Genomic DNA, 20,367 nt, shown 5'->3' with positions numbered 1-20,367 from the left:
CTTCTATCGTATAAAATTACCTGAACCAGGAAAATAACAATATGTTATATAAGTCCAATCAAGACTTGCCTCTAGAAATTCGTACTCGTTTATCTGAGACATACCAAGATATTTATCGGGCTGCCTACAACTCGGCAATTCACTGGTATGGTGAAGCTGCCAAGGCTCACAAGGTGGCTCTGAGTGCGGTAAAAATGCAATCTGTTGTTCATGGAAACGTCGGTGTTTAAAACTGGACGAAGAAATAAACTCAATAAACTTAGCGGGAAAAACAGACTGAAAAAATCTGCCAGTTGTCCTATTTAGACATGGTATCGTGAACGCAGGAACGATTCTCACCTTTTCTAGAGCAGCTGGTATGTTTTCTTCTGCAACTGATGCATTCAAAAATTCTGTGCCTGTGGACAAAGTTCGTTACAATGACCAAGGTTTAGTGCCTGCCATTGTTCAAGATTACCTGGATGGTACGGTACTGATGATGGCGTGGATGAACCAGGAGTCTTTACAAAAAACTTTGGAGAGTGGAGAAACTTGGTTTTGGAGCCGTTCTCGCCAAGAGTTTTGGCATAAGGGGGGGACTTCTGGACATACTCAGAAAATCCAAGCAATTCGTTATGACTGTGATAGTGATGCCCTGTTGGTGACAGTGGAGCAGGTGGGAGATATTGCTTGTCACACGGGGGCAAGGAGTTGTTTTCACCAGGTTGATGGCAAAATTGTGCCCCCTCCGGCGGATACCCTATCTCAGGTATTTGGGGTGATTTGCGATCGCCGTGACAACCCTTCCGAGAATTCCTATACCTGCAAGCTATTGTCAGGGGGCGATAACAAAATTTTGAAAAAAATTGGTGAAGAATCGGCGGAAGTCGTGATGGCGTGTAAGGATGATGATAAGGCGGCGATCGCCTCAGAAGTTGCAGATTTGTTCTATCACACTTTGGTTGCCCTAGCTTATCACCAAGTTGATATCAAAGATGTGTATCGGAAATTACAAGAACGCAGGGGCTAAAAATGAATTTCCTGGCTTAATTTAGCCTCTAACAGGTCTAATAAACTATCTAAATCTTGACCTTGTTGTTCCCAAGAATCAGTAGGAGATATTTGTGGTTCAAAGTAGATAAGTTTAATTTGGTCTTGACCAATTGCTACCATAACTACTTCTTTTTCTGGCTGATAATTATCAATGATTCCTAATAGCTCTTGGAGTCGATTGTCAACTTTTTCATTAAGTTTTTCAATAGCATCTCCAGGACAATAGACAAAATGGGGCTGAGGTTGTAAGTCAATACCAATAGTGCCCAAGCTGTTACCATTCGCTAACCACAAACCCCACGCGAGGGCAGATAATTCTACTTGATTTTCCTTGACAAATTTATCTATTTGATAACGCCACTTGTTTTCGGAAGATTCTCCCAGATTTTGATGAAAAATCATAGTTCTTTGTCATGGGTGATAAGTAACAATTGATATTACTCTACCGTGTCCTCTGCCCCCTTTCCCCTGTTCCCTACTATCTCTCACCTAGAAGGGTTAGTCATCACATCATAAAAATTGTCTTGAAACACCTTTCATAACGAACCGTGCAATGATAGAATCTTGTCCGAAGTTGGACGGAGTTTCAATCTGCCCACGAACTTCTCTTTGACTGACAACAGAGTCTACAATAATGCCTATTTACCCCGGTACAACTAAATCCCCAAGCCGATTTCAGATGAAACAAGCAGCGTCAAATTTGAGGATAATCTTCGTTTACCTAGTCTAGTAGACTCCTGCCGGAGGTGGATATTACTTTTTCCCTTGTGGAAAAGCGAGGAAATTTAATTGCCTAAACCAGTTTTTCTGGTGGTGTCACAGTCGGCGATCGCCCCATCATCACCACAGCTATCGATAAAAGCGTTTCACCAACCTGAGGAGAGAGGAATTGACAAATCCGCAATTAGGTAGTTGGAAACAAGTATTAATTAGTGTATTAGTAGCAATACTCGTGCTTCTGACCCTAAATTCCTTTATCATGATTAATCTCGGTGAAGCAAGGGTTCTAAGTGTGTTAGGTCAAGCAACAGATGGAACCTTGTTAAAAGGTTTTCATATCAAGCCGCCACTCATTTCTCAAGTCGATGTGTATACAGAACTAGTTTCTGTTTGATATCTATTCCCTGTCTGAATGACCGTGCAACCTCTAGTCCACCTAGTAGATAATAAACAAATATATGTCTAGCCCCAATCAAACCGATATTAACTTACAAGAAGCTAAGAAAATTCTCAATAAATTCAACTGTGTGGATGTCGCACCACCTGTGAAACCATCGGAAAAAGTTCTCATCCGTAAAGCTATTCTATTTGTCACTAAGCTAGCTGACTATCAAATTCTCGGCATTTGTGCAGAAACTGCCGCAGAAGGGATTCAAGCTATGAAAACCTACTCCCATGCTTTAGGATATGAACCACCCAGCAACTTACCTGCTATTGATGGTCCAGTGTATATCAAATTGAATGGGAAAAATGGGGTATGCACCATAGATTATTATATGGGGCATCATCGAGGTGTTCTAATATCTTGCCAATCCTATGGACAGGGTGGATTTAACGAATTATACGGACATTTGCCTCTAGATTTGTTTGTCTAAATATTGTCAATTCCTCAGCAGTTAAGATGGAGGCGTGTGAGCAAATCTCCTCACGGAGTGACTCATCACGTCTCTTAATATTATTATCTTCCCTAATAGTCTAATTTCTATGAGCTTAATTAATCTCCAATCGGTCAAGAAAGACTTTGGTATCAAAGAAATACTCACAAATGCTAGTTTTAGTATTGATACTAATGATAGGGTCGGTTTAATTGGTACCAATGGTTCCGGGAAGTCTACCCTGTTAAAAATGATAGCAGGAATAGAACCAATTGATAGTGGGCAAATTTTAGTTAACTCTGGTGCCAAGATTATCTATTTGCCACAACAACCAGATATTGACGAGAATCATACCGTTTTAGAACAGGTATTTGCCGATAGTGGTGAACAGATACAACTGGTAAGAGAGTATGAGGAAATTTCTGATAAATTAGCTCATCACCATGAAGATAGTCAATTAATGGCGCGTCTTTCTTCTGTTATGCAAAGAATGGATGCTATCGGTGCGTGGGAATTGGAGACTAATGCCAAAATTATTCTTTCCAAGTTAGGTATTACTGATTTTAATGCCCGTGTTGGTGATTTGTCTGGAGGATATCGCAAGCGCATTGCTTTAGCAACAGCTTTGATTTCTGAACCCGATTTACTATTAATGGATGAGCCGACAAACCACCTGGATGCGGATTCGGTGGAGTGGTTACAAAGCTATTTAAATAGATATAGAGGTGCCTTATTATTAATTACTCACGATAGATATTTTCTCGATAGGGTAACTAATAGAATTATTGAGATTGATAGGGGAGAAATTTTTAGTTATGCGGGCAATTACTCCTATTATTTAGAGAAGAAAGCTCTGGCTGAAGAATCTACTGCTAGTAGTCAGCGCAAGTTTCAAGGTGTTTTACGCAGGGAATTAGAATGGTTAAAACGAGGACCAAAAGCCAGAAGTACAAAGCAAAAAGCTAGAATTGACCGAGTGCAAGCAATGCGAGAAACCGAGTTTAAACAAACTCAAGGCAAAGTGGAAATATCTACTGTCAGTCGGCGCATTGGTAAAAAAGTTATTGAATTAGCTAATATTTTTAAGTCCTATAATGATAGGGTTTTAATTAATGATTTTACCTATGAATTTAATCCGGAAGACCGCATCGGAATTATTGGTGGTAACGGTGTGGGTAAGTCTACTCTGATGAATATGATCACGGGTAGGGAAAAGCCGGATACAGGTAAGGTGGAAATTGGAACGACAATTCACATTGGCTATTTTGATCAACATTCGGAAGAATTACTCTCTGCTGTTAATGAAAATCAGCGCGTGATTGATTATATCAAGGAAGAGGGGGAATTTGTCAAAATTGCCGATGGTACACAAATCACTGCTTCCCAAATGTTGGAGCGATTTTTGTTTCCTGGAAATCAGCAGTATGCACCGATTTATAAATTATCGGGAGGAGAAAAAAGGCGACTATTTCTGTTACGTATTTTGATGGGTGCGCCGAATGTTTTGATATTAGATGAACCGACGAATGACTTGGATGTGCAAACGTTGGCTGTATTGGAAGAATATTTAGAAGATTTTGCGGGTTGTGTGATTGTTGTTTCCCACGATCGCTATTTTTTAGATAGGGTGGTGGATACAATTTTTGCCTTTGAAGATGGAGGTAAATTGCGCCAATATCCTGGCAACTATTCCATATATTTGGATTACAAGAAAGCAGAAACGGAAAGACAGCAGCAGGAAAATGTCGGGAAGGAAAAGCCAAAAGCTGAAGAGGTTGAGAAATCGACTGCACAAAGTGAAGATAGGAAGAAACGCAGATTATCTAACTGGGAGCGCAAGGAATTTGCACAGTTAGAAGTAAAAATTGCGGAATTGGAAATGCAGAAATCGCAAGTGGAAAAAGCGATGACAAACGTGACTCCAGGAAATTATAGTCAAGTGCAACAAATGTATGAACAGGTAGATAAGTTAAAGCAGGATATCGACAAAGCTACGGAAAGATGGTTAGAGTTGGCAGAAATGGAATCTTAGAAGGTTGAACAATTATTTTTTGGCTTTTTCTTCAAAGGATTGGGTGGCTATTTCTAGTAAACCAACTTCATCTAATAAATCTTGCCACTGGGTTTGTAGGGTTTTGTCTTTGGGTTGCTGTTGTCGTAGTTGTGCAAGAGAATTTAAAGCATCGTACCAAAAACCGTTTTGCCCATAGATGACAAATTTTTGGTTTGCTGGTGCTGTTTTTAGTTGATTGATAACTGCTGGGGTGAGATTTTGCCGCAGAATTACCCCTTCTACGTAGATGGGAGGTGATTGTTTTTGTTGATCACAATAGATATTGAAGTACCAACGATAACGTTTACCTACTGTGAGAGGAGAAACTGTATTGGGAAGGGAAATATTAATTAATCCGGGTTTTGAGGGAAGAGCGATCGCTGTTTCATATATCGGTTCTTTTGTCTCGTCATCTAGGAAACTCAACTCTGTGGCATACCCGGAATCACTAGCATACGGTGTATAAAAAATTAATGTTGGACGTTCCTGACTAGTTAAACCCCAGACATTTTTCACGGAACCTGTTTGAGTAATAGGTACAAGGGCTGTGAGGGGTGGTTTTACTTCTGGACAACTGCCACGTTTGGCTCCCCCATAGCGCCTGCCTCCAGGAGGATTTCCAGGGGGTGGAGGGGGCGGATTGTAATTTTTACTGCCTTTCTTCTGAGTAATTACAACGGGTTTGACGGGGGGTGATTGGGCAATCACGCTGAGAGGGAAAAGTGTATAAAAACTCAAGGCTAGGAGATAAAACAAGTTTTTCATATTTCACAGGAACTGTAATCGGGGGCTGAAACCTAAATAATTACGACTCAATTTAACAAATTCTGGGGGTCTAAATCTTCATTACAAAACTTAATCACGAATTACGAATTACGAATTACGAATTATTTTAATGACGGTAGTTGTACCTATAAGTGCCATAGCTGAGGGTAGGAAAGGAACCCAATAACTGCGGATGAGCAGGAATAGGCACAGAATATATACTGAGATGGTAGTAATACAAATAACAAATAATAGGCGAGAGAAGGATGGCGATCGCCCAAGACTAAACCCTGCTATTAAAGCCCAAAGTAATATCCATACCGACTCTTGCCACGGATTCCAAGTTTGTAGCAACGGACGTTTATCTAAAACATGGCTGAGAATTTGACTCAACATCTGTGCTTGAACTATCACACCGGGCATTTGTTCATCTAAACTATAGCCGTAGGGTGTTGCCCAATAGTCGGGAAAATCGCCTTTCGCAGTCACACCAATCAAGATAATTCTGTCTTTGATGGCATTAGGGTTAAGATTTGTTGATAACAACTGACTAAGCTTAATTTCTTCGGCAATTTTAGGAGTCGCTCGCCAATTTATCAGTATTTGTCCCCCATTTGCATCTATGCGTTGGTAGCTACCATATCTTGAAGTTAGCCGTGGAAATACTGTGTTACCTAGTTGTAAATCACCATTTGGTGTAAAACTTGCTTCTATTCCCTGGGGTAACAAATAACGAAATGCTAGCTGACTACTTAAAGCATAGGGTGCAGGGCAAATTGAGACAGCTTCTTGAGTCATGAACAATAACTGACGACGCACCACCTTGTCTGAATCGTGGAGAAAATCGCTATAACTTTGACGTTGGGGGGGAATTTCTGGAGGTGGAGCAATTCCGTTAGCTTTGGTGGTGTTGTCACTTCCCTTGCAGACACCAATCACATGATGATTTTCCCGGAGAGTTTGGGCTAATGCTTTATCTTCTGCCGGAAAATCACGGTATATATCTAAACCAATAGCCCGTGGTTGATATTTCTCAAGGGTTTGTATAACTTGATTCAGGGTTTTATCCCCAATAGATGTGCCTTTTAAATTTTCTCCTTGACGACGTTGCAGAGTAATATCATCATCATCCACAGTCACGATGAGTAAACGAGGATCCGCACCTTCATCCATAAATAAAGAGCGCGATCGCATCATTTGATCAAAGACTTGTAATTCTCCACCCTGCAACACTCCCCCAAATCTCATACCTCCCACCACCGCAGCAACTACCAGACTCGTCATCACCACTGTTTTCAGTCTTTGCAGTCGGGAAATAGTCGGGGGATTAATGGCAATTTTGCCTGTGAATTCTTTCCAAGTTGGCGGCGATTCTGCTAAATTTTGGTAAATTACAGGTAGCCAAGTAGCACAGGGAAACCTATCTTCCAATCCTTGTAACCTTTCCCTACCATAACGTACCGCTTGATAAAAACTTTCACCCTCCGCAAAACTACTGAGGAAATATTTCAAAAATTCCTGGGCAACTAAATCAGGAACTGGTTCCCGCATCACAATAATTTGGGGAATATGTAAATCTGCTAATTGCTCTACTAATCCTAAGCCATCACAGGAGTTAAAAATTGCCAATTGTAAGCCTTTTTCCACAGCTTTTCTGAGGGCAAATCGTAATTCTTCCAGACTTAAGCTATCAGTTTGATTGAGGAAAATTCGCCCCTTCCCCTGAGTTCCCTGACTATCACTATGCCCTGCAAAGAAGAAAATATCAAAGTTTTCTTGCCACAAATAATCATTGAGTAGTTGTCTAGACGGTTCTACTAAAAAGTTGACAGAGGCTGCGGGTAAATTTTTTAATAATATTTGGTCAGTTTGGGTATTAATTCCTTGACTATTACCAATAATTGCTAATATTTTAACTTGAGGATTTTTAGTTTTCTCGATAATTAGCTTTTCATAATTAGCAGAAGTCATGGCAATTTCTGCTTGGGGATACCGTTCTAAGATGTCCCATAAATGCCACGGTAAACGCTGTAATTCTCGATTCTCTGTTTGTAAAATTACACGAATCTCATCCGTAGGTGAGAGCCGCTCTAACCATTTTTCCCGGATCGGGCGAAAATCATCACTAAGTAACCAACTATTGAACCGCGATCGCAACTTTTCCCCAGTCTCTCCACAGTCTTGAGTAATGGAAATATTAGTCACCTGTGCAGTATCTGCCGACAAGCGAAAATGATTACCCAGACGTAAATAGCTGGTTTGCCATTCTCTGTATATTTTCGGTAACTCTGGCATCTTTGGTAACTTGCCAGTTATCTCGACGCTTGGTAGTTCTCCCTCCGCACCCAGTTGCAGAGTCACAGCAAAACCCTGTTCAAAACTACCATCAGCAAATTTCAGCACCACCAATTTACCCATGATAGAAGTAGTTAAAGTTTGAGGATTTACAGAATCAAGCAAATTTGAGGGAACAATATGCGCTAATCAGCCTCCACAATCTACAGGGAAAAGTTAACCTTGTCATATCTTACTCCGGTGATGGAATATGCCTTATCCAGACAACTCGTCTTAAAAGCAGGGCTAAAATATTAACTAAATTACAAAATTTTCTGTCACACTAGTGTCACTGTATGCTACGCGGACGCTAAATTGCTCGCCAGGTTCCCCACGTAATTGTAATTGGACGTAGTTATCATTATTTCTCGCTTGCGCATCCAGAAATACCACTCCAGACTCATCTAAAATAGTCAGTTTTGTACCGGGAGTCAGGTAAACTTGACTACTTGTAGGATGCAACTGAATACGAATACTTGTTTGCCCATCAGTTTGGGGAGTGAGTTCCACAATTAGCATCAATAATTGGTTGTCAATTTGAATACCCAAATCAATTAATTTTGCTCGTTTCACAGTTCCTTGTGACTCCTCAGATGCCAAATTTTGTGCAACACTGCGAAAAGCATAAGCTGGTGATAATTCTGGTTGATTCCACAGGGTTTCTAAAGTTTGCCAGCCCGTTGTCAAGACATCGCTAAACCATTGACTTAAATTTACCAAACTTGCCATTGAGGTTGGGCGTAACTCTGCTAAATAGTCGATGAAATCTTCTAGGGGTTGCAGCTGATTTAGGGGTAATTCTTCAGTTTCCACAGTGGGAACAAATCCGAGAATCTTTCCTTCCCGTTGCGATTCATCTAGCATCACGACAACATAAGCTATTCTTTCTTCCCACGTTTCTGGAGGAATATAACAGCAGTCTGTCAGACTATGAACAACACGACATTCTAAAGAACCAATTTCGGGGATTTGCAAATCACTAACATCCGCACACAACCTCACAATTGGGTTCCACAAATCACTAGCGGACAAATCTGTGTTAATACCCATCATTTGCAGGTAGTCATTTACTACTAATACTGACAGTGTATTTTGTTTTACCTGCTCGGCTTTAGCTGCCGTCGGTTGCTCACGGGCAAACTGTTGTGCTTGCTGGTAGGCAGTTTGGGTAATTGGCAAACTTAAAGCGAAATCTTCGATATTCAAGGTAGTGCGGATCATAACTCATTCCCCTATCATGGATGCTGATACATATATATCGCCAATTGCTTCTAAAATTACGCAGAGTTTAGGAATATTCTCAGGATGACTGCATAAGTTCAAATCCCTAAATTCTAAAACAATGTAGTTAATCAGGGATACATTGTTATGGCTAATATTTACGCTTTATTGGTAGGGATTGATAACTACGCTGCACCTGTGAGTCCACTTCGGGGTTGCATCAATGATGTTAAGGCGATCGCGGAATATTTACAAACACGAGTTGAAACCACAGGGTGGAATTTACACTTAAAAGTTCTCCAAGACGAAGCTGCCACCCGTCAAGGAATTATTGATGGTTTTCGTCAACATTTGTGTCAAGCAACCAGTAATGATGTTGCCCTATTCTATTACAGTGGTCATGGTTCCCAAGAACCAGCACCGCGAGAATTTTGGGAATTTCAACCCGAAAAGCTCAATGAAACCCTCGTCTGTTATGACAGTCGTTTACCAGGGGGTTGGGATTTAGCTGATAAGGAATTAGCTAAGTTAATTGCAGAGGTAGGGCAAAAGAATCCCCACATTACCTTGATTTTAGATTGTTGTCATTCCGGTACGGGAACAAGAAACCCATTTCAGGAAACCGCAGTGCGGGAATTTACCCCTGATGTACGTGTACGTCCCCTGGAGAGCTTTATCTTTTCCCAGGAAGAGATTCAACGTTTGCGTGCGGGAGAAGGCAAATTAAACCAGCAAGAATCAGGTTGGAGTTTACCGAGGGGCAAACATATTCTCTTCGCATCCTGTAAAAATTCCGAAACCGCCAAGGAATATCAAGTAAATGGCGAACATCGTGGTGCATTTTGTTACTTTCTGACCGAAACCCTGAAACAAATTCCCGGAAATCTCACCTATCGAGATTTGTTTAAACGTATCAATGCCTCAGTCAGAAGTCAAATTAAACAACAATCACCCCAATTAGAAGCAACAGACAGCAAGGAATTAGAGCAATTATTTTTAGGTGGTTCTGTTGGCGATCGCCTACCCTACTATACTGTTTCCCATCACAAACAATATGGTTGGGTAATTGATGGTGGTGCAGTACATGGTGTACCCCGTCCCCAGGGTGGAGAAACTATGCATTTGGCACTATTTCCCATCACAGCCCAAGCTGAAAATTTACGCCAGTTATCCCAGAAGCTTACAGAAGCACAAGTAGTGGAAGTTTTACCCCAATTAAGTCAAATCGCCATCACCGGGGCTATAAATTTAGACAAAGAACAAACTTTCAAAGCTGTCATTACTAGCTTACCTTTACCACCCAAGGGTGTACGCTTTATTGGCGATTCCTCAGGAGTACAATTATTACAACAAGCATTAAAAAATATTGATAACGCCCAACCTTCCCCATATCTGCGTGAAGTTGGCGACAATGAAACCGCCGCATTTAAAGTTATCGCCAGAAACGGAGAATATATCATTACCCGACCTGCTGACGGTGTATCCCTAGTTAGCGAAATTCCTGATTATACCCCAGCTAGCGCCACCAAAGTCATTCAACGTCTCGAACATATTACCCGATGGCAAAACTTAAGTGAACTTTCTAGCCCTGCTAATAGTCGGATTAGTGCAGATGCCATTCAACTAGAAATTTATCACAACAATCAAGTTATATCAGATAGCCAAATTCAATTCAATTATTATCAAGATGATAGCGGCAAATGGAAAAAACCAACTTTCAAAATTAAGCTCAAAAATACCAGTGACGAAACCCTGTATTGTGCATTACTCAACCTGACGGAAAAATTTGCGATTAATGCCGGCTTTTTTGAAGCAGGTTATGTGAAACTCGAACCCAACCAACAAGTTTGGGCTTTTGGTGGAAAAGCGATTCCTGCGGGTGTTCCCGATGATGTCTGGCAACAGGGAATTACCGAATATCAAGATATTCTTAAACTCATCGTTTGCACCAATGAATTTGATGCGAGATTACTAGAGCAAGATCAACTCGATTTACCCCGTAAAAAATATACTCAACGCAGTGCGCGAGCAAGTACCCTCAACCGTTTAATGAGTCGCTGGCAATCTCGTGATTTTATTCTGGATGAATCCGGTGATGAGGAATATGATGATTGGGTTGCAACTCAAATTATCACTAAAACCATCCGTCCCCTGGAAACTATACATATCCCCAATTCCGGTAACGGGGTATCTTTAGGTACAGGAGTTGTATTAAAACCCCATCCTCACTTTCAAGGAACAGCTCGTTTAACCAGTATTTCCCCATCCGAGAGAAGTGATAACTATTACTTACCACCCTTGCTGCGGGAAAACTCCCAACCCTTTGATTTAACCAACACTAGGGGAATTGAACCAAATGCCAACGCTTTAGAATTAACCGCAGTTGATGCTGCTGCGATCGCCACCGTTACCCGCGAAAACCCCTTAAAATTAATCGTGGATACATCCCTCGCACCAGGGGAAAATGTCTTACCCCTTGCCTATGATGGCGAATTTTATCTACCCTTGGGAGTTGGATATTCCCATTACGGCAAAACCGAAATTAGATTAGAGCAGCTACCCACACCCGAAAATCTGGACAATCCGGACGAACGCAGTCTTAAAAGTGCCTTCAAAATTTACTTCCAAAAAGTCGCCAGCACAACACTGGGATTTGAATTTTCCTATCCGCAATTATCTGTAGCAAAGGTGACAGCAAATGAAAAAGTTAATTACGAAACTAATTTCATTGCAGTTAAACAAGAAGTAGCCAAAGCTGAAAAAATAGTTGTCTTCATTCACGGTATTATCGGTGATACCGCAGGTCTTATACCTGGAATGCACAAGGCAAAGGTGATGTTTGCAGGACAGGAAAAACCCTTAGGCGAAATGTATGATTTAATTCTGGCTTTCGACTACGAGAATCTGAATACATCCATCGAAGACAACGCCCGCTTACTCAAACAACGCCTGGAAGCTGTGGGTTTGGGAGAAGGACACGGTAAAGAATTACACATAGTTGCCCACTCCATGGGGGGGTTAATATCCCGGTGGTTCATAGAACGGGAAGGTGGCAATAAAATTGTCAATCATTTAGTCATGTTAGGGACACCCAATGGGGGTTCACCTTGGTCTACAGTCCAAGATTGGGCGATGATGTTACTAACCCTGGGGTTAAATGGCATATCCACAGTCGCTTTACCCGTGAAGGTGTTAGGTACTTTGTTAGGTTCTCTGGAAACAATTGATATTGCCCTCGACCAAATGAAACCGGGTTCAGAAGTCCTCAAATCCCTTGCCACAAGCCCCGACCCAGGTATTCCCTATACAATCATTGCAGGTAATAACTCGGTGAACTCTGTAGCGGGTGAAACCAAAAAAATACAGCAACTCATGGCGAAATTGCAAAATAAATGCATTGATTTAGTGTTCTTGAGTCAAGTTAATGATATTGCAGTTACGGTGAGCAGTATAACGAGTGTAAATAATCAGCGATCGCCCCAACCACAAATTTACGAAGTCACCTGCAACCATCTCAACTACTTTAGCGATCGCGCAGGATTAACCGCACTGACTAACGCTTTGTTGGCAAGCTCTACCATCAATCAAAGATAGCTAGCACCGCTAATTCTGAAGGGTAAAACAATTGTTGTGGGAGCGTCTCGCTCCCTATTTTCAATAAAATTCCAAGATGTTCCTACTCTTTCCAACCAGTGCAATTAATGTGGTGAAATACTATTCACACTCTCCACTTATAGCGTTTCCCAATCAGATGAAATACAACCCCACCCGCCCTATCGGGCACCCTCCCCGAAATCGGGGAGGGTTGGGGAGGGGTTCTTCTATACCTCACTAGAATGAGAAACGCTATATTATCTTACGAATTACGAACTGGTATCAGATAGATATTTTCTCACATCTCATAACATCATCCAAAATTAAATTTCAATTATTATTTCAGGATTATTAATCATGAATGTGATTCAAAATAATGAAACTCCTACTCCGGTACAGACAAATACTGGATTTGAGCGCAACTTAGCATTTGTTATCGGGATTAATAATTATCAGAGCGGTATTTCTCCTTTAAAAACAGCCGTTAACGATGCCAAAGAAATTATCAAAGTTCTGCGGGAAAAGCATGGCTACGAGGTTTGGGTATGTTTAGATGAAGTCGCTACCCTGAGTAACTTAAATAAATTTTTAGAAAAAACATTACCAGAAAACCTTACCGAAAATGACCGTTTATTATTCTATTTTGCTGGTCATGGAGTGGCGCTAAATGGGGATGAAGGTCCTGCTGGTTACTTAATTCCCCAGGATGCCAAACAGGGTGATACTAATAGTTATCTACCGATGACAAAGCTTCACGATGCCTTGAGTCAATTACCCTGTCGGCATTTTTTAGGAATACTTGATTGCTGTTTTGCTGGTGCTTTTCGCTGGTCGAGTACGCGAGATTTCTTAGCACCATCAGAGGTGATTTATCAAGAACGCTATGACCGTTTTATTCGGGATGCCGCATGGCAAATTATTACTTCCTCCGCTTCCGACCAAAAAGCCTTAGACAACTTTAAATTAGATACAGAGCGGGGTGAGGTGGGTAATCATTCCCCCTTTGCTGCGGCTTTATTAGAAGCGTTAGCAGGTGCAGCAGATAGTTATCCACCAGCCAAAAATTGTCAATCTGCGGGAGATGGGGTAATTACAGCCACAGAATTATATTTATATTTGCGCGATCGCGTGGAAATTCCCACAGAAAAATCTAACATGCGGCAAACACCGGGGATATGGTGTTTAAACAAACATGATAAAGGTGAGTATATTTTTCTTTCTCCTAGTCACGAGTTAAATTTACCACCAGCACCGCCTTTAGATGAGTCAAAAAATCCCTACCGTGGTTTAAATTCCTTTGAGGAAGAACACAGCGAATTATTTTTCGGGAGGAGCCAATTAGTTGACAAATTACAAGATTTCGTCAAAACTAATCCTCTCACGGTTGTCCTCGGTGCTAGTGGTTCCGGTAAATCGAGTTTGGTGAAAGCTGGATTAATTCCCAAATTAAAACAAGAAACCAGCCAAAAATGGTACATATTACCAACAATTCGTCCCGGAGAAACACCTTTCCAAGCTTTCAATAAAGCCCTGATTGACGGGGGATTATCAACAGTAGAATTAGAAAATAGACAAAAAACTCTGGCTCAAAGTGTTGGCAACTGGGTAAAAAATAATCCTAATTCCAAATTATTACTATTCATTGACCAAACTGAGGAAATAATTACCCTCTGTAAAAATGAGCATGAGCGTAAAGAATTTTTCCAACAAATACTAACTGCTATTAATGCCCATCGCCATCAATTACGGGTAATATTAACCCTCCGTTCCGACTTTGAATCCCAAGTTAGAGATGCAGGTTTAAAATTTGTCTGCGAAGAACTGAACTTAGGAAACACATTTTTACAAAGACGTTGGCAAAACGGACGATTTATTGTTCCAGCAATGACGCGATCGCAACTGCGAGAAGCCATCGAAAAACCCGCTATTTCACGGGTAATGTATTTTCAACCGAACGATTTAGTTGAACAATTAATAGATGAGGTTGCAGATATGCCAGGAGCCTTACCCCTCCTATCCTTTGCCTTGAGCGAACTATTTTTGAAATATCTCAAACGCCAGCGTAACGCAGAGTTTAATCAAGGTAAAAATATTGACCGCGCCCTCACCCAAGCAGATTATCAAGAGTTAGGGGGAGTAATGCGATCGCTCACCCAACGAGCTGATGAGGAATATGAGGCGCTAGTTAGAGAAAATCCAGACTACGAGTCAGTTATCCGTCATGTGATGCTGCGAATGGTGGCGATCGGTGGGGGTGAGTTAGCCCGTAGACGTGTACCATTGTCAGAATTACAATATCCGCCAGAGAAAGATAATTTAGTTAAAGAAGTAATTAAGCGGTTTAGCATAGCTAGATTGCTAGTGGAAGGACAAGATTCGGAGGGTAATCCCTACGTAGAACCTGCCCATGATGCTTTGGTGCGGGGTTGGGAAAAGTTATTAGTTTGGAAGCAAAAGGAAGAAGAAAATTTAATTTTGCAACGGCGGTTAACACCTGCTGCGGAGGAATGGAAAATCCAGCAACAACCAAGGTTTCTTTGGAATGGAAATCCACGTCTTGATTTGTTGAAAAAGGAACTTAATTCCCGTGACAACTGGTTCAACACAGTAGAAACTGAGTTTGTTGAGCGTAGTGTCAAGCGAAAAACTTTTAATACTCGTTTGTATTGGGGTATTGCAGTCAGCGTTATGCTGGGATTGAGTGGGCTATCTATTTGGGCTTTAAGCGAACAAAGAAAGGCAGTCATTGATCAAATCAAAACTTCTAGACAAGCTTCGGAAACTGGCTTACGCACAAACAATTTTAATCTAGAGACTCTAATTCAAAGCTTACAGGCTGCTAAATCTCGAAAAAACTGGCTTTTGCAAGTTAATGCTCCCGACAAACAGCTACAAGAGCAAATCATTGCCACCTTACGCAAAGCAGTTTATCTCAATCGAGAAGACAAACGTTGGCAAGTACCTGAAGGTGAAATAGTCAAAGCTACATTTGTCAGCCAAGAATTCAAGCTATTGGTGACGACTGCAAACAATGAACGTACCATCTGTTTGCGAGACTTAGAAAAAAGTACTAAGCAGTGTCAAGAATTAGCAAACGATATTGGTTTGATAACTAAAGCCGAGTTTAGCCCTGATGGCAAGAAAATAGCTTGGGAGAAACAAGATTCTACAGGTTTTCAGATCTGGAACTGGGGAAATGGGCAGTTTTATGATTATCGCCTATCGAATCCTTCAAGTCGATTCCGTTTCACACCCGATAGCCAAGCACTAGCTTTTATGGGTAATACTCAGAATGGGCAATCTTTCGTCTCTCGCTGGAACTGGGAAAACAACCAGGTAGACTCATTAGTAGAACCAGGGAATATATCAAATTTTAATTTCACACCTAGTGGCAATCTACTGGTGACAACTACTGCTAAAACTAAAGATGATAAACAGACTCTCAATCTATGGGAACGCAATTCTGGATGGAAAAGCTTGGCTAAATTTCCAGTGGGATTTTCAACTGTTGACCTTAATATCATTAGTCCTGATGGTCAGAGCTTAGTAATGAGCTATGGTTCTGGAAGAAGTATCGGTGCTACTACTGAGTTGTGGAAGGTGGGAGAGGAGACTCCAATAAGATTAAGCGCTGCTCCGATTGTGAGTTATAGCGCTGATGGCAAACATCTAGCTGTTGGTGATAATGACGGTACGGTAAAATTCTTTCAGTCTGGTAGCCAATTCCTAGAATTAAAAGGTCATCAAGGTTTAATCTATAGTCTCAATTTTAGCCCTGATGCTAAACAGCTAATTACAGTAGGGAATGATAATACTATCCGACTATGGAATTTAGACACAGAGATTGATATTCAACCAGAGAAACAACTGCCGAACCCTATTCAGAAAATAAGTTTTAGTCCCGATAGCAAGCAGATAGCAACTCTAGAAGCAGGAACAATCCACTTGTGGGATATTTCATCAGGTCAACAATTGAGAGAATTTTCCGAAAGAAAGTACAGCGAGGAAAGTCAACTAATTTTTCATCCCCAGGGTAAACAACTCGCAATCATTGAACCCAATGATCAAAGCAATACTATCCACTTATTGAATTTGTCATCAGGTAAGGTATCGCAATTACCTGGTGAGTATCTCTCAGTGAGTGGCTTGAGCTTCAGTCCAAATGGTAAGCGTTTAGCAATTTTTGAAAATGTTAGTCATGAAACTGAGGATACGGGTAGCTTGCGTTTATTAGATTTGACAAAACAAAAAGAGCAAAAAACTGGTTGGAATCTGAAGTCAAGCGAAACAATTTGGAAATCTGATAGCAAGGGAAATGAGCAAATACTGGCTGCTAGAGCTGATGTTCTACATACTGTTGACAATGTTGAAGTCTGGAATACTCTTTCCAATAAGCAGTTGGCATCTTTGTTTGTAGGTAGGGGAACGATGCGCGATCTGAGCCAAATTAGCTTTAATCGCGATGGTAGTTTAGTTGCGCTCAGTTTCGGATGGGAAACAAAATTGTGGGATTGGCAAAATAACCAATCGATTAGTTTTATACACAGTTCGGAAAATAATGAGGTTAAATTTAGCAAAATTAGCCCAGATGGAAAGATTTTAGCGGTTGTTGACCAGCAAGATAAAGTTAAGCTGCTGTATCTCGGAGGATTTGAGGAATTAGTCACACGAGGTTGCAAGCAAGTGCGCGATTATCTGCAAAATAACCCCAATGTTTCCGAGAGCGATCGCCATCTCTGTGAAAAATAATTTATCAAGTTAATCTTTCCAGGTTGCCATGTTGAAACATAATAAATAAGACGAAGAATGCGGAAACTATGACTTCAGGAACACTTTATCGCCTGTCAGCATTTACTACGACTCCCCAGGGGGGCAACCCTGCTGGTGTTTGGGTTGGAGAAGTGCTTCCCGAACCGGAAACTATGCAGCGCATTGCAGCTGAGGTGGGCTTTTCTGAGACAGCTTTCGTTGCTCCTACCGTCGGATATGACCGAACGATTCGTTACTATAGCCCTGAGGCGGAAGTCTCATTTTGTGGACATGCCACCATTGCCACCGGGGTGGTGTTGGGGGAGAACAATGGAGAAGGTACTTATCAATTAGCAACCTCCGTTGGGATAGTACCCGTCAGCGTTTGCCAGCGAGACGGTAATTATGAAGCATCACTGACTTCCGTCGAGCCAAGGTATACACCAGCACCTAGTACTCTAGTCAACGAGGCTCTCTCGGCATTGGGGTGGACACAGGATGATCTGGATGGCTCAATTCCTCCCGCCAGAGCCTACGCTGGGGCATGGCATTTAGTATTAGCTGTTGCGAAGGAGCAACGCCTAGCAGAACTCAACTATGATTTTGAGACACTCAAGGCACTTATGCTTCGTGATGGTTTGACGACGCTGCAACTAGTTTGGCGTGAAAGTGCTACCGTTTTCCACTCCCGTAATCCTTTTCCTGTGGGGGGTATTGTGGAAGATCCAGCTACAGGTGCGGGTGCTGCTGCTCTTGGAGGCTATCTACGAGGGGCTGAACTCATGACAGCGCCAACTACTATCCTAATTCGTCAGGGAGAAGCGATGGGTCGCCCTAGCCAGTTGATAGTGGATATACCTGTTAGTGGCGGAATTGTTGTAACGGGTAAGGCGATTCGGATTTAAAAGTCACAACTAATGTGAATTAGGAAAAAGGTAGAAGCAGTAAGAATATGAAAGTTACCACACTTACGCCGGATGTGAATTAGAAACGTTTCCTATCCCATCAGGTTTTAAGGCTTAATTCACTACTCATTACTCATTACTTTCCTACCAATACTCCATACCTTTTATTTACTAGAATTGCCTGTGGGCGATCGCTTAAGACAAAAAATTCAGAGAAATTATAACTATTGATAGCTGAATAGGTAAATAAGCATTAAAAGATTCATGATTAAATAAATCTTTTGGATACAAACAAGAGAATTGTGACAAAAAAGTAAAAAAATACTCTTGATATTAAATCTTTTTGGAGTTTACTGGTAAATTAAAGGGCAAAACACTGGAGAAGTTACAGGGTTATAGGTAAAACTCCAACCTAAACTACAAGCATCTACGGTGTTTTCCGCAATCAAACCTGATTTTAAAACCGGGAAAACATGAATATAACTTGGCAAAATATTACCCAAGTCATAGATAGGGGTTCGGAGAAGACGTTGGATATATTTTTAGCACAATCTCCTACCCTGACTACGGAGCAAACAAACGATTTCAGTAATTATGGGCAAAAAATAGTACAACAGGTGAGTGACTATGCGCCACGTTTAATTGCTGCTTTCTTCATTTTAGTTGTAGGTTTGCTGGCTGCTTTTATTGCGGCAAGTCTGATAAAAGCTCTATTAAATCGTACCAACATAGATAATCGCATTGCCGCAGGTATTGCTGGTAGGGATGTTCCCCAGGTGGAGAAGTTTGTCTCTACTTTGGTATTTTGGAGTGTCTTGTTGTTTACGTTGGTAGCGATTCTGGAGACTCTAGAATTGCGGGTTGCTTCCCAACCTTTAAATAGCTTTCTGACGCAGATTAGTGATTTTCTGCCGAAGTTAGTGGGTGCGGGATTTTTGCTAGGTATTGCTTGGCTGGTGGCAACCCTGGTAAAAATGATTACGATTCGGGGACTAGATACTTTGCGTCTAGATCAGCGTTTGCGAGATCCCGAAGATAATATCAGTTTAAATCAGCTTTCTGTCAGCGAAACCATTGGAAATGCCCTGTATTGGTTTGTTTTTCTGCTTTTTATTGTGCCAGTTTTGGACACTTTGCAATTAAAAGAAGCATTACAACCAGTACAAAGTCTGATTACACAGATTCTGTCAATTCTGCCGAATATTCTGGCAGCAGTTTTGATTGCTGGGGTTGGTTGGTTTTTTGCAAATATCGTCAGACGGATTGTCACGAATCTGTTATCAACTACAGGTATTGACCATTTAGGTAGTCGTTTTGGGATTTCAGCAGCAGGTGGAGTGCAATCATTATCGACAATTGTCGGTACGATTGTCTATGTATTGATTTTAATTCCCGTAGCGATCGCCGCCCTCAATGCTTTAAAGATTGAGGCAATTTCCTTACCTGCGATCGCCATGTTGCAACAGATAATGAATGCTTTACCGAGCATCTTTACTGCGGCGGCTATTTTGATTCTCGCCTATTTCTTTGGTCGTTTTCTCTCCGATTTAGCGACTACGATTCTGACGAGTATCGGTTTTAACAACATTTTCAGTATTCTCGGTTTACCATCTCCGAGACAAACAGTTTCAGACAATATTTCTGAGGAGGGAACAGTTCCCCCTTCGGTAGCTCGTACACCTTCAGAGGTAGCAGGGATTATTGTCTTAGTGGGTATCATGCTGTTTGCTACCGTTGCAGCAGTCAATATCCTGAACATCCCAGCCTTGACGACCCTGGTGACAGGTGTTGTGATTATCATGGGGCGGATTTTAGCTGGATTGGTGGTATTCGCGATCGGTTTATTCCTTGCCAACTTGGCTTTTAATATCATTACTAGTTCCGGTAATGCCCAAGCTCGTATTTTAGGACAAGTTGCCCGCATTGCGATTATCGCTTTGGTTTCCGCCATGGCACTACAACAAATCGGTGTCGCACCGGATATCGTCAATTTAGCCTTTGGTTTGTTACTGGGGGCGATCGCTGTGGCAATTGCCCTTGCTTTTGGTTTAGGTACAAGGGATATTGCTAGGGAGCAAGTACAAGAGTGGTTAGCTTCTTTTAAAAGTAAAAACTGAAT

The 20,367-nt window shown here is 41.4% G+C and carries 14 protein-coding genes; 10 read left to right on the top strand and 4 right to left on the bottom strand.

Annotation, left to right across the window (positions count from 1 at the left end; genetic code table 11):
• Positions 1-41 precede the first annotated feature (41 nt).
• Positions 42-230 carry a ChaB family protein gene (locus IJ00_RS02225; protein ID WP_035149630.1) on the top strand — a complete coding sequence of 63 codons (189 nt, stop codon included), beginning with the start codon at positions 42-44 and terminating at the stop codon, positions 228-230.
• A gap of 128 nt (positions 231-358) precedes the next feature.
• Positions 359-1,009, top strand: coding sequence for a bifunctional phosphoribosyl-AMP cyclohydrolase/phosphoribosyl-ATP diphosphatase HisIE (gene hisIE / locus IJ00_RS02220; protein WP_035158305.1), 651 nt, complete (start codon positions 359-361; stop codon positions 1,007-1,009).
• On the opposite strand, the gene IJ00_RS02215 is transcribed toward hisIE, so the two are convergent.
• On the bottom strand, positions 1,006-1,434 hold the full coding sequence (locus IJ00_RS02215; RefSeq protein WP_035149629.1) for a hypothetical protein: 429 nt from the start codon (positions 1,432-1,434) through the stop codon (positions 1,006-1,008). The genes hisIE and IJ00_RS02215 overlap by 4 nt on opposite strands.
• A 387-nt stretch (positions 1,435-1,821) precedes the next feature.
• On the opposite strand from IJ00_RS02215, the gene IJ00_RS29850 reads away from it, so the two are divergent.
• From IJ00_RS29850 to IJ00_RS02200, 4 genes are all read left to right on the top strand, one after another.
• Positions 1,822-1,944: a hypothetical protein gene (locus IJ00_RS29850; protein ID WP_256388841.1), complete on the top strand. Its 123-nt coding sequence runs from the start codon at positions 1,822-1,824 to the stop codon at positions 1,942-1,944.
• Complete coding sequence (locus IJ00_RS02210; protein ID WP_035149628.1) at positions 1,922-2,146, top strand: hypothetical protein; 225 nt, start codon at positions 1,922-1,924, stop codon at positions 2,144-2,146. Before IJ00_RS29850 ends, IJ00_RS02210 begins: the two co-directional genes overlap by 23 nt.
• A gap of 64 nt (positions 2,147-2,210) precedes the next feature.
• On the top strand, positions 2,211-2,627 hold the full coding sequence (locus IJ00_RS02205; protein ID WP_035149627.1) for a DUF1824 family protein: 417 nt from the start codon (positions 2,211-2,213) through the stop codon (positions 2,625-2,627).
• 109 nt (positions 2,628-2,736) lie between these two features.
• The gene (locus IJ00_RS02200; protein ID WP_035149625.1) at positions 2,737-4,659 is read left to right on the top strand and encodes an ATP-binding cassette domain-containing protein; all 1,923 of its coding nucleotides are present in this window, start codon (positions 2,737-2,739) and stop codon (positions 4,657-4,659) included.
• Between the two features lie 12 nt (positions 4,660-4,671).
• Here IJ00_RS02200 and IJ00_RS02195 read toward each other — a convergent pair whose 3' ends face one another.
• The 3 genes from IJ00_RS02195 to IJ00_RS02185 all read right to left on the bottom strand — a co-directional run bounded on the left by IJ00_RS02195 (position 4,672) and on the right by IJ00_RS02185 (position 9,000).
• Positions 4,672-5,445 (bottom strand): DUF928 domain-containing protein, encoded by a 774-nt coding sequence (locus IJ00_RS02195; RefSeq protein ID WP_035149623.1) that lies wholly within the window; start codon positions 5,443-5,445, stop codon positions 4,672-4,674.
• 108 nt (positions 5,446-5,553) lie between these two features.
• Complete coding sequence (locus IJ00_RS02190) at positions 5,554-7,863, bottom strand: CHASE2 domain-containing protein (protein WP_035149620.1); 2,310 nt, start codon at positions 7,861-7,863, stop codon at positions 5,554-5,556.
• A 174-nt stretch (positions 7,864-8,037) separates the two neighbouring features.
• Positions 8,038-9,000 carry a DUF1822 family protein gene (locus IJ00_RS02185; protein WP_035149618.1) on the bottom strand — a complete coding sequence of 321 codons (963 nt, stop codon included), beginning with the start codon at positions 8,998-9,000 and terminating at the stop codon, positions 8,038-8,040.
• A gap of 147 nt (positions 9,001-9,147) precedes the next feature.
• Here IJ00_RS02185 and IJ00_RS02180 point away from each other — a divergent pair, with 147 nt between their 5' ends.
• The 4 genes from IJ00_RS02180 to IJ00_RS02165 all read left to right on the top strand — a co-directional run bounded on the left by IJ00_RS02180 (position 9,148) and on the right by IJ00_RS02165 (position 20,365).
• Positions 9,148-12,594, top strand: a complete 3,447-nt coding sequence (locus IJ00_RS02180) for a caspase family protein (RefSeq protein ID WP_035149616.1) — start codon at positions 9,148-9,150, stop codon at positions 12,592-12,594.
• A gap of 357 nt (positions 12,595-12,951) precedes the next feature.
• Positions 12,952-17,343, top strand: a complete 4,392-nt coding sequence (locus IJ00_RS02175) for a caspase family protein (RefSeq protein WP_046814694.1) — start codon at positions 12,952-12,954, stop codon at positions 17,341-17,343.
• A 68-nt stretch (positions 17,344-17,411) separates the two neighbouring features.
• Positions 17,412-18,248 (top strand): PhzF family phenazine biosynthesis protein, encoded by an 837-nt coding sequence (locus tag IJ00_RS02170; RefSeq protein ID WP_035149613.1) that lies wholly within the window; start codon positions 17,412-17,414, stop codon positions 18,246-18,248.
• A 473-nt stretch (positions 18,249-18,721) separates the two neighbouring features.
• Positions 18,722-20,365, top strand: coding sequence for a mechanosensitive ion channel (locus IJ00_RS02165; RefSeq protein ID WP_035149611.1), 1,644 nt, complete (start codon positions 18,722-18,724; stop codon positions 20,363-20,365).
• The last annotated feature ends 2 nt before the right edge of the window (positions 20,366-20,367 follow it).

The organism is Calothrix sp. 336/3, assembly GCF_000734895.2.
Classification (GTDB): domain Bacteria; phylum Cyanobacteriota; class Cyanobacteriia; order Cyanobacteriales; family Nostocaceae; genus 336-3.
The sequence above is the reverse complement of the archived record's forward strand: the minus strand, read 5'-3'. Positions and strand labels throughout refer to the sequence as shown.

What these genes read in the sequence shown, in the direction of transcription:
- IJ00_RS02180 (WP_035149616.1), top strand. Translation starts at nt 9,148, where the DNA reads ATGGCTAATATTTACGCTTTATTGGTAGGGATTGATAACTACGCTGCA.
- IJ00_RS02165 (WP_035149611.1), top strand. Translation starts at nt 18,722, where the DNA reads ATGAATATAACTTGGCAAAATATTACCCAAGTCATAGATAGGGGTTCG.
- IJ00_RS02170 (WP_035149613.1), top strand. Translation starts at nt 17,412, where the DNA reads ATGACTTCAGGAACACTTTATCGCCTGTCAGCATTTACTACGACTCCC.
- IJ00_RS02175 (WP_046814694.1), top strand. Translation starts at nt 12,952, where the DNA reads ATGAATGTGATTCAAAATAATGAAACTCCTACTCCGGTACAGACAAAT.
- IJ00_RS02205 (WP_035149627.1), top strand. Translation starts at nt 2,211, where the DNA reads ATGTCTAGCCCCAATCAAACCGATATTAACTTACAAGAAGCTAAGAAA.
- IJ00_RS02215 (WP_035149629.1), bottom strand. Translation starts at nt 1,434, where the DNA reads ATGATTTTTCATCAAAATCTGGGAGAATCTTCCGAAAACAAGTGGCGT.
- IJ00_RS02190 (WP_035149620.1), bottom strand. Translation starts at nt 7,863, where the DNA reads ATGGGTAAATTGGTGGTGCTGAAATTTGCTGATGGTAGTTTTGAACAG.
- IJ00_RS02195 (WP_035149623.1), bottom strand. Translation starts at nt 5,445, where the DNA reads ATGAAAAACTTGTTTTATCTCCTAGCCTTGAGTTTTTATACACTTTTC.
- IJ00_RS02200 (WP_035149625.1), top strand. Translation starts at nt 2,737, where the DNA reads ATGAGCTTAATTAATCTCCAATCGGTCAAGAAAGACTTTGGTATCAAA.
- IJ00_RS02185 (WP_035149618.1), bottom strand. Translation starts at nt 9,000, where the DNA reads ATGATCCGCACTACCTTGAATATCGAAGATTTCGCTTTAAGTTTGCCA.
- hisIE (WP_035158305.1), top strand. Translation starts at nt 359, where the DNA reads ATGTTTTCTTCTGCAACTGATGCATTCAAAAATTCTGTGCCTGTGGAC.
- IJ00_RS02225 (WP_035149630.1), top strand. Translation starts at nt 42, where the DNA reads ATGTTATATAAGTCCAATCAAGACTTGCCTCTAGAAATTCGTACTCGT.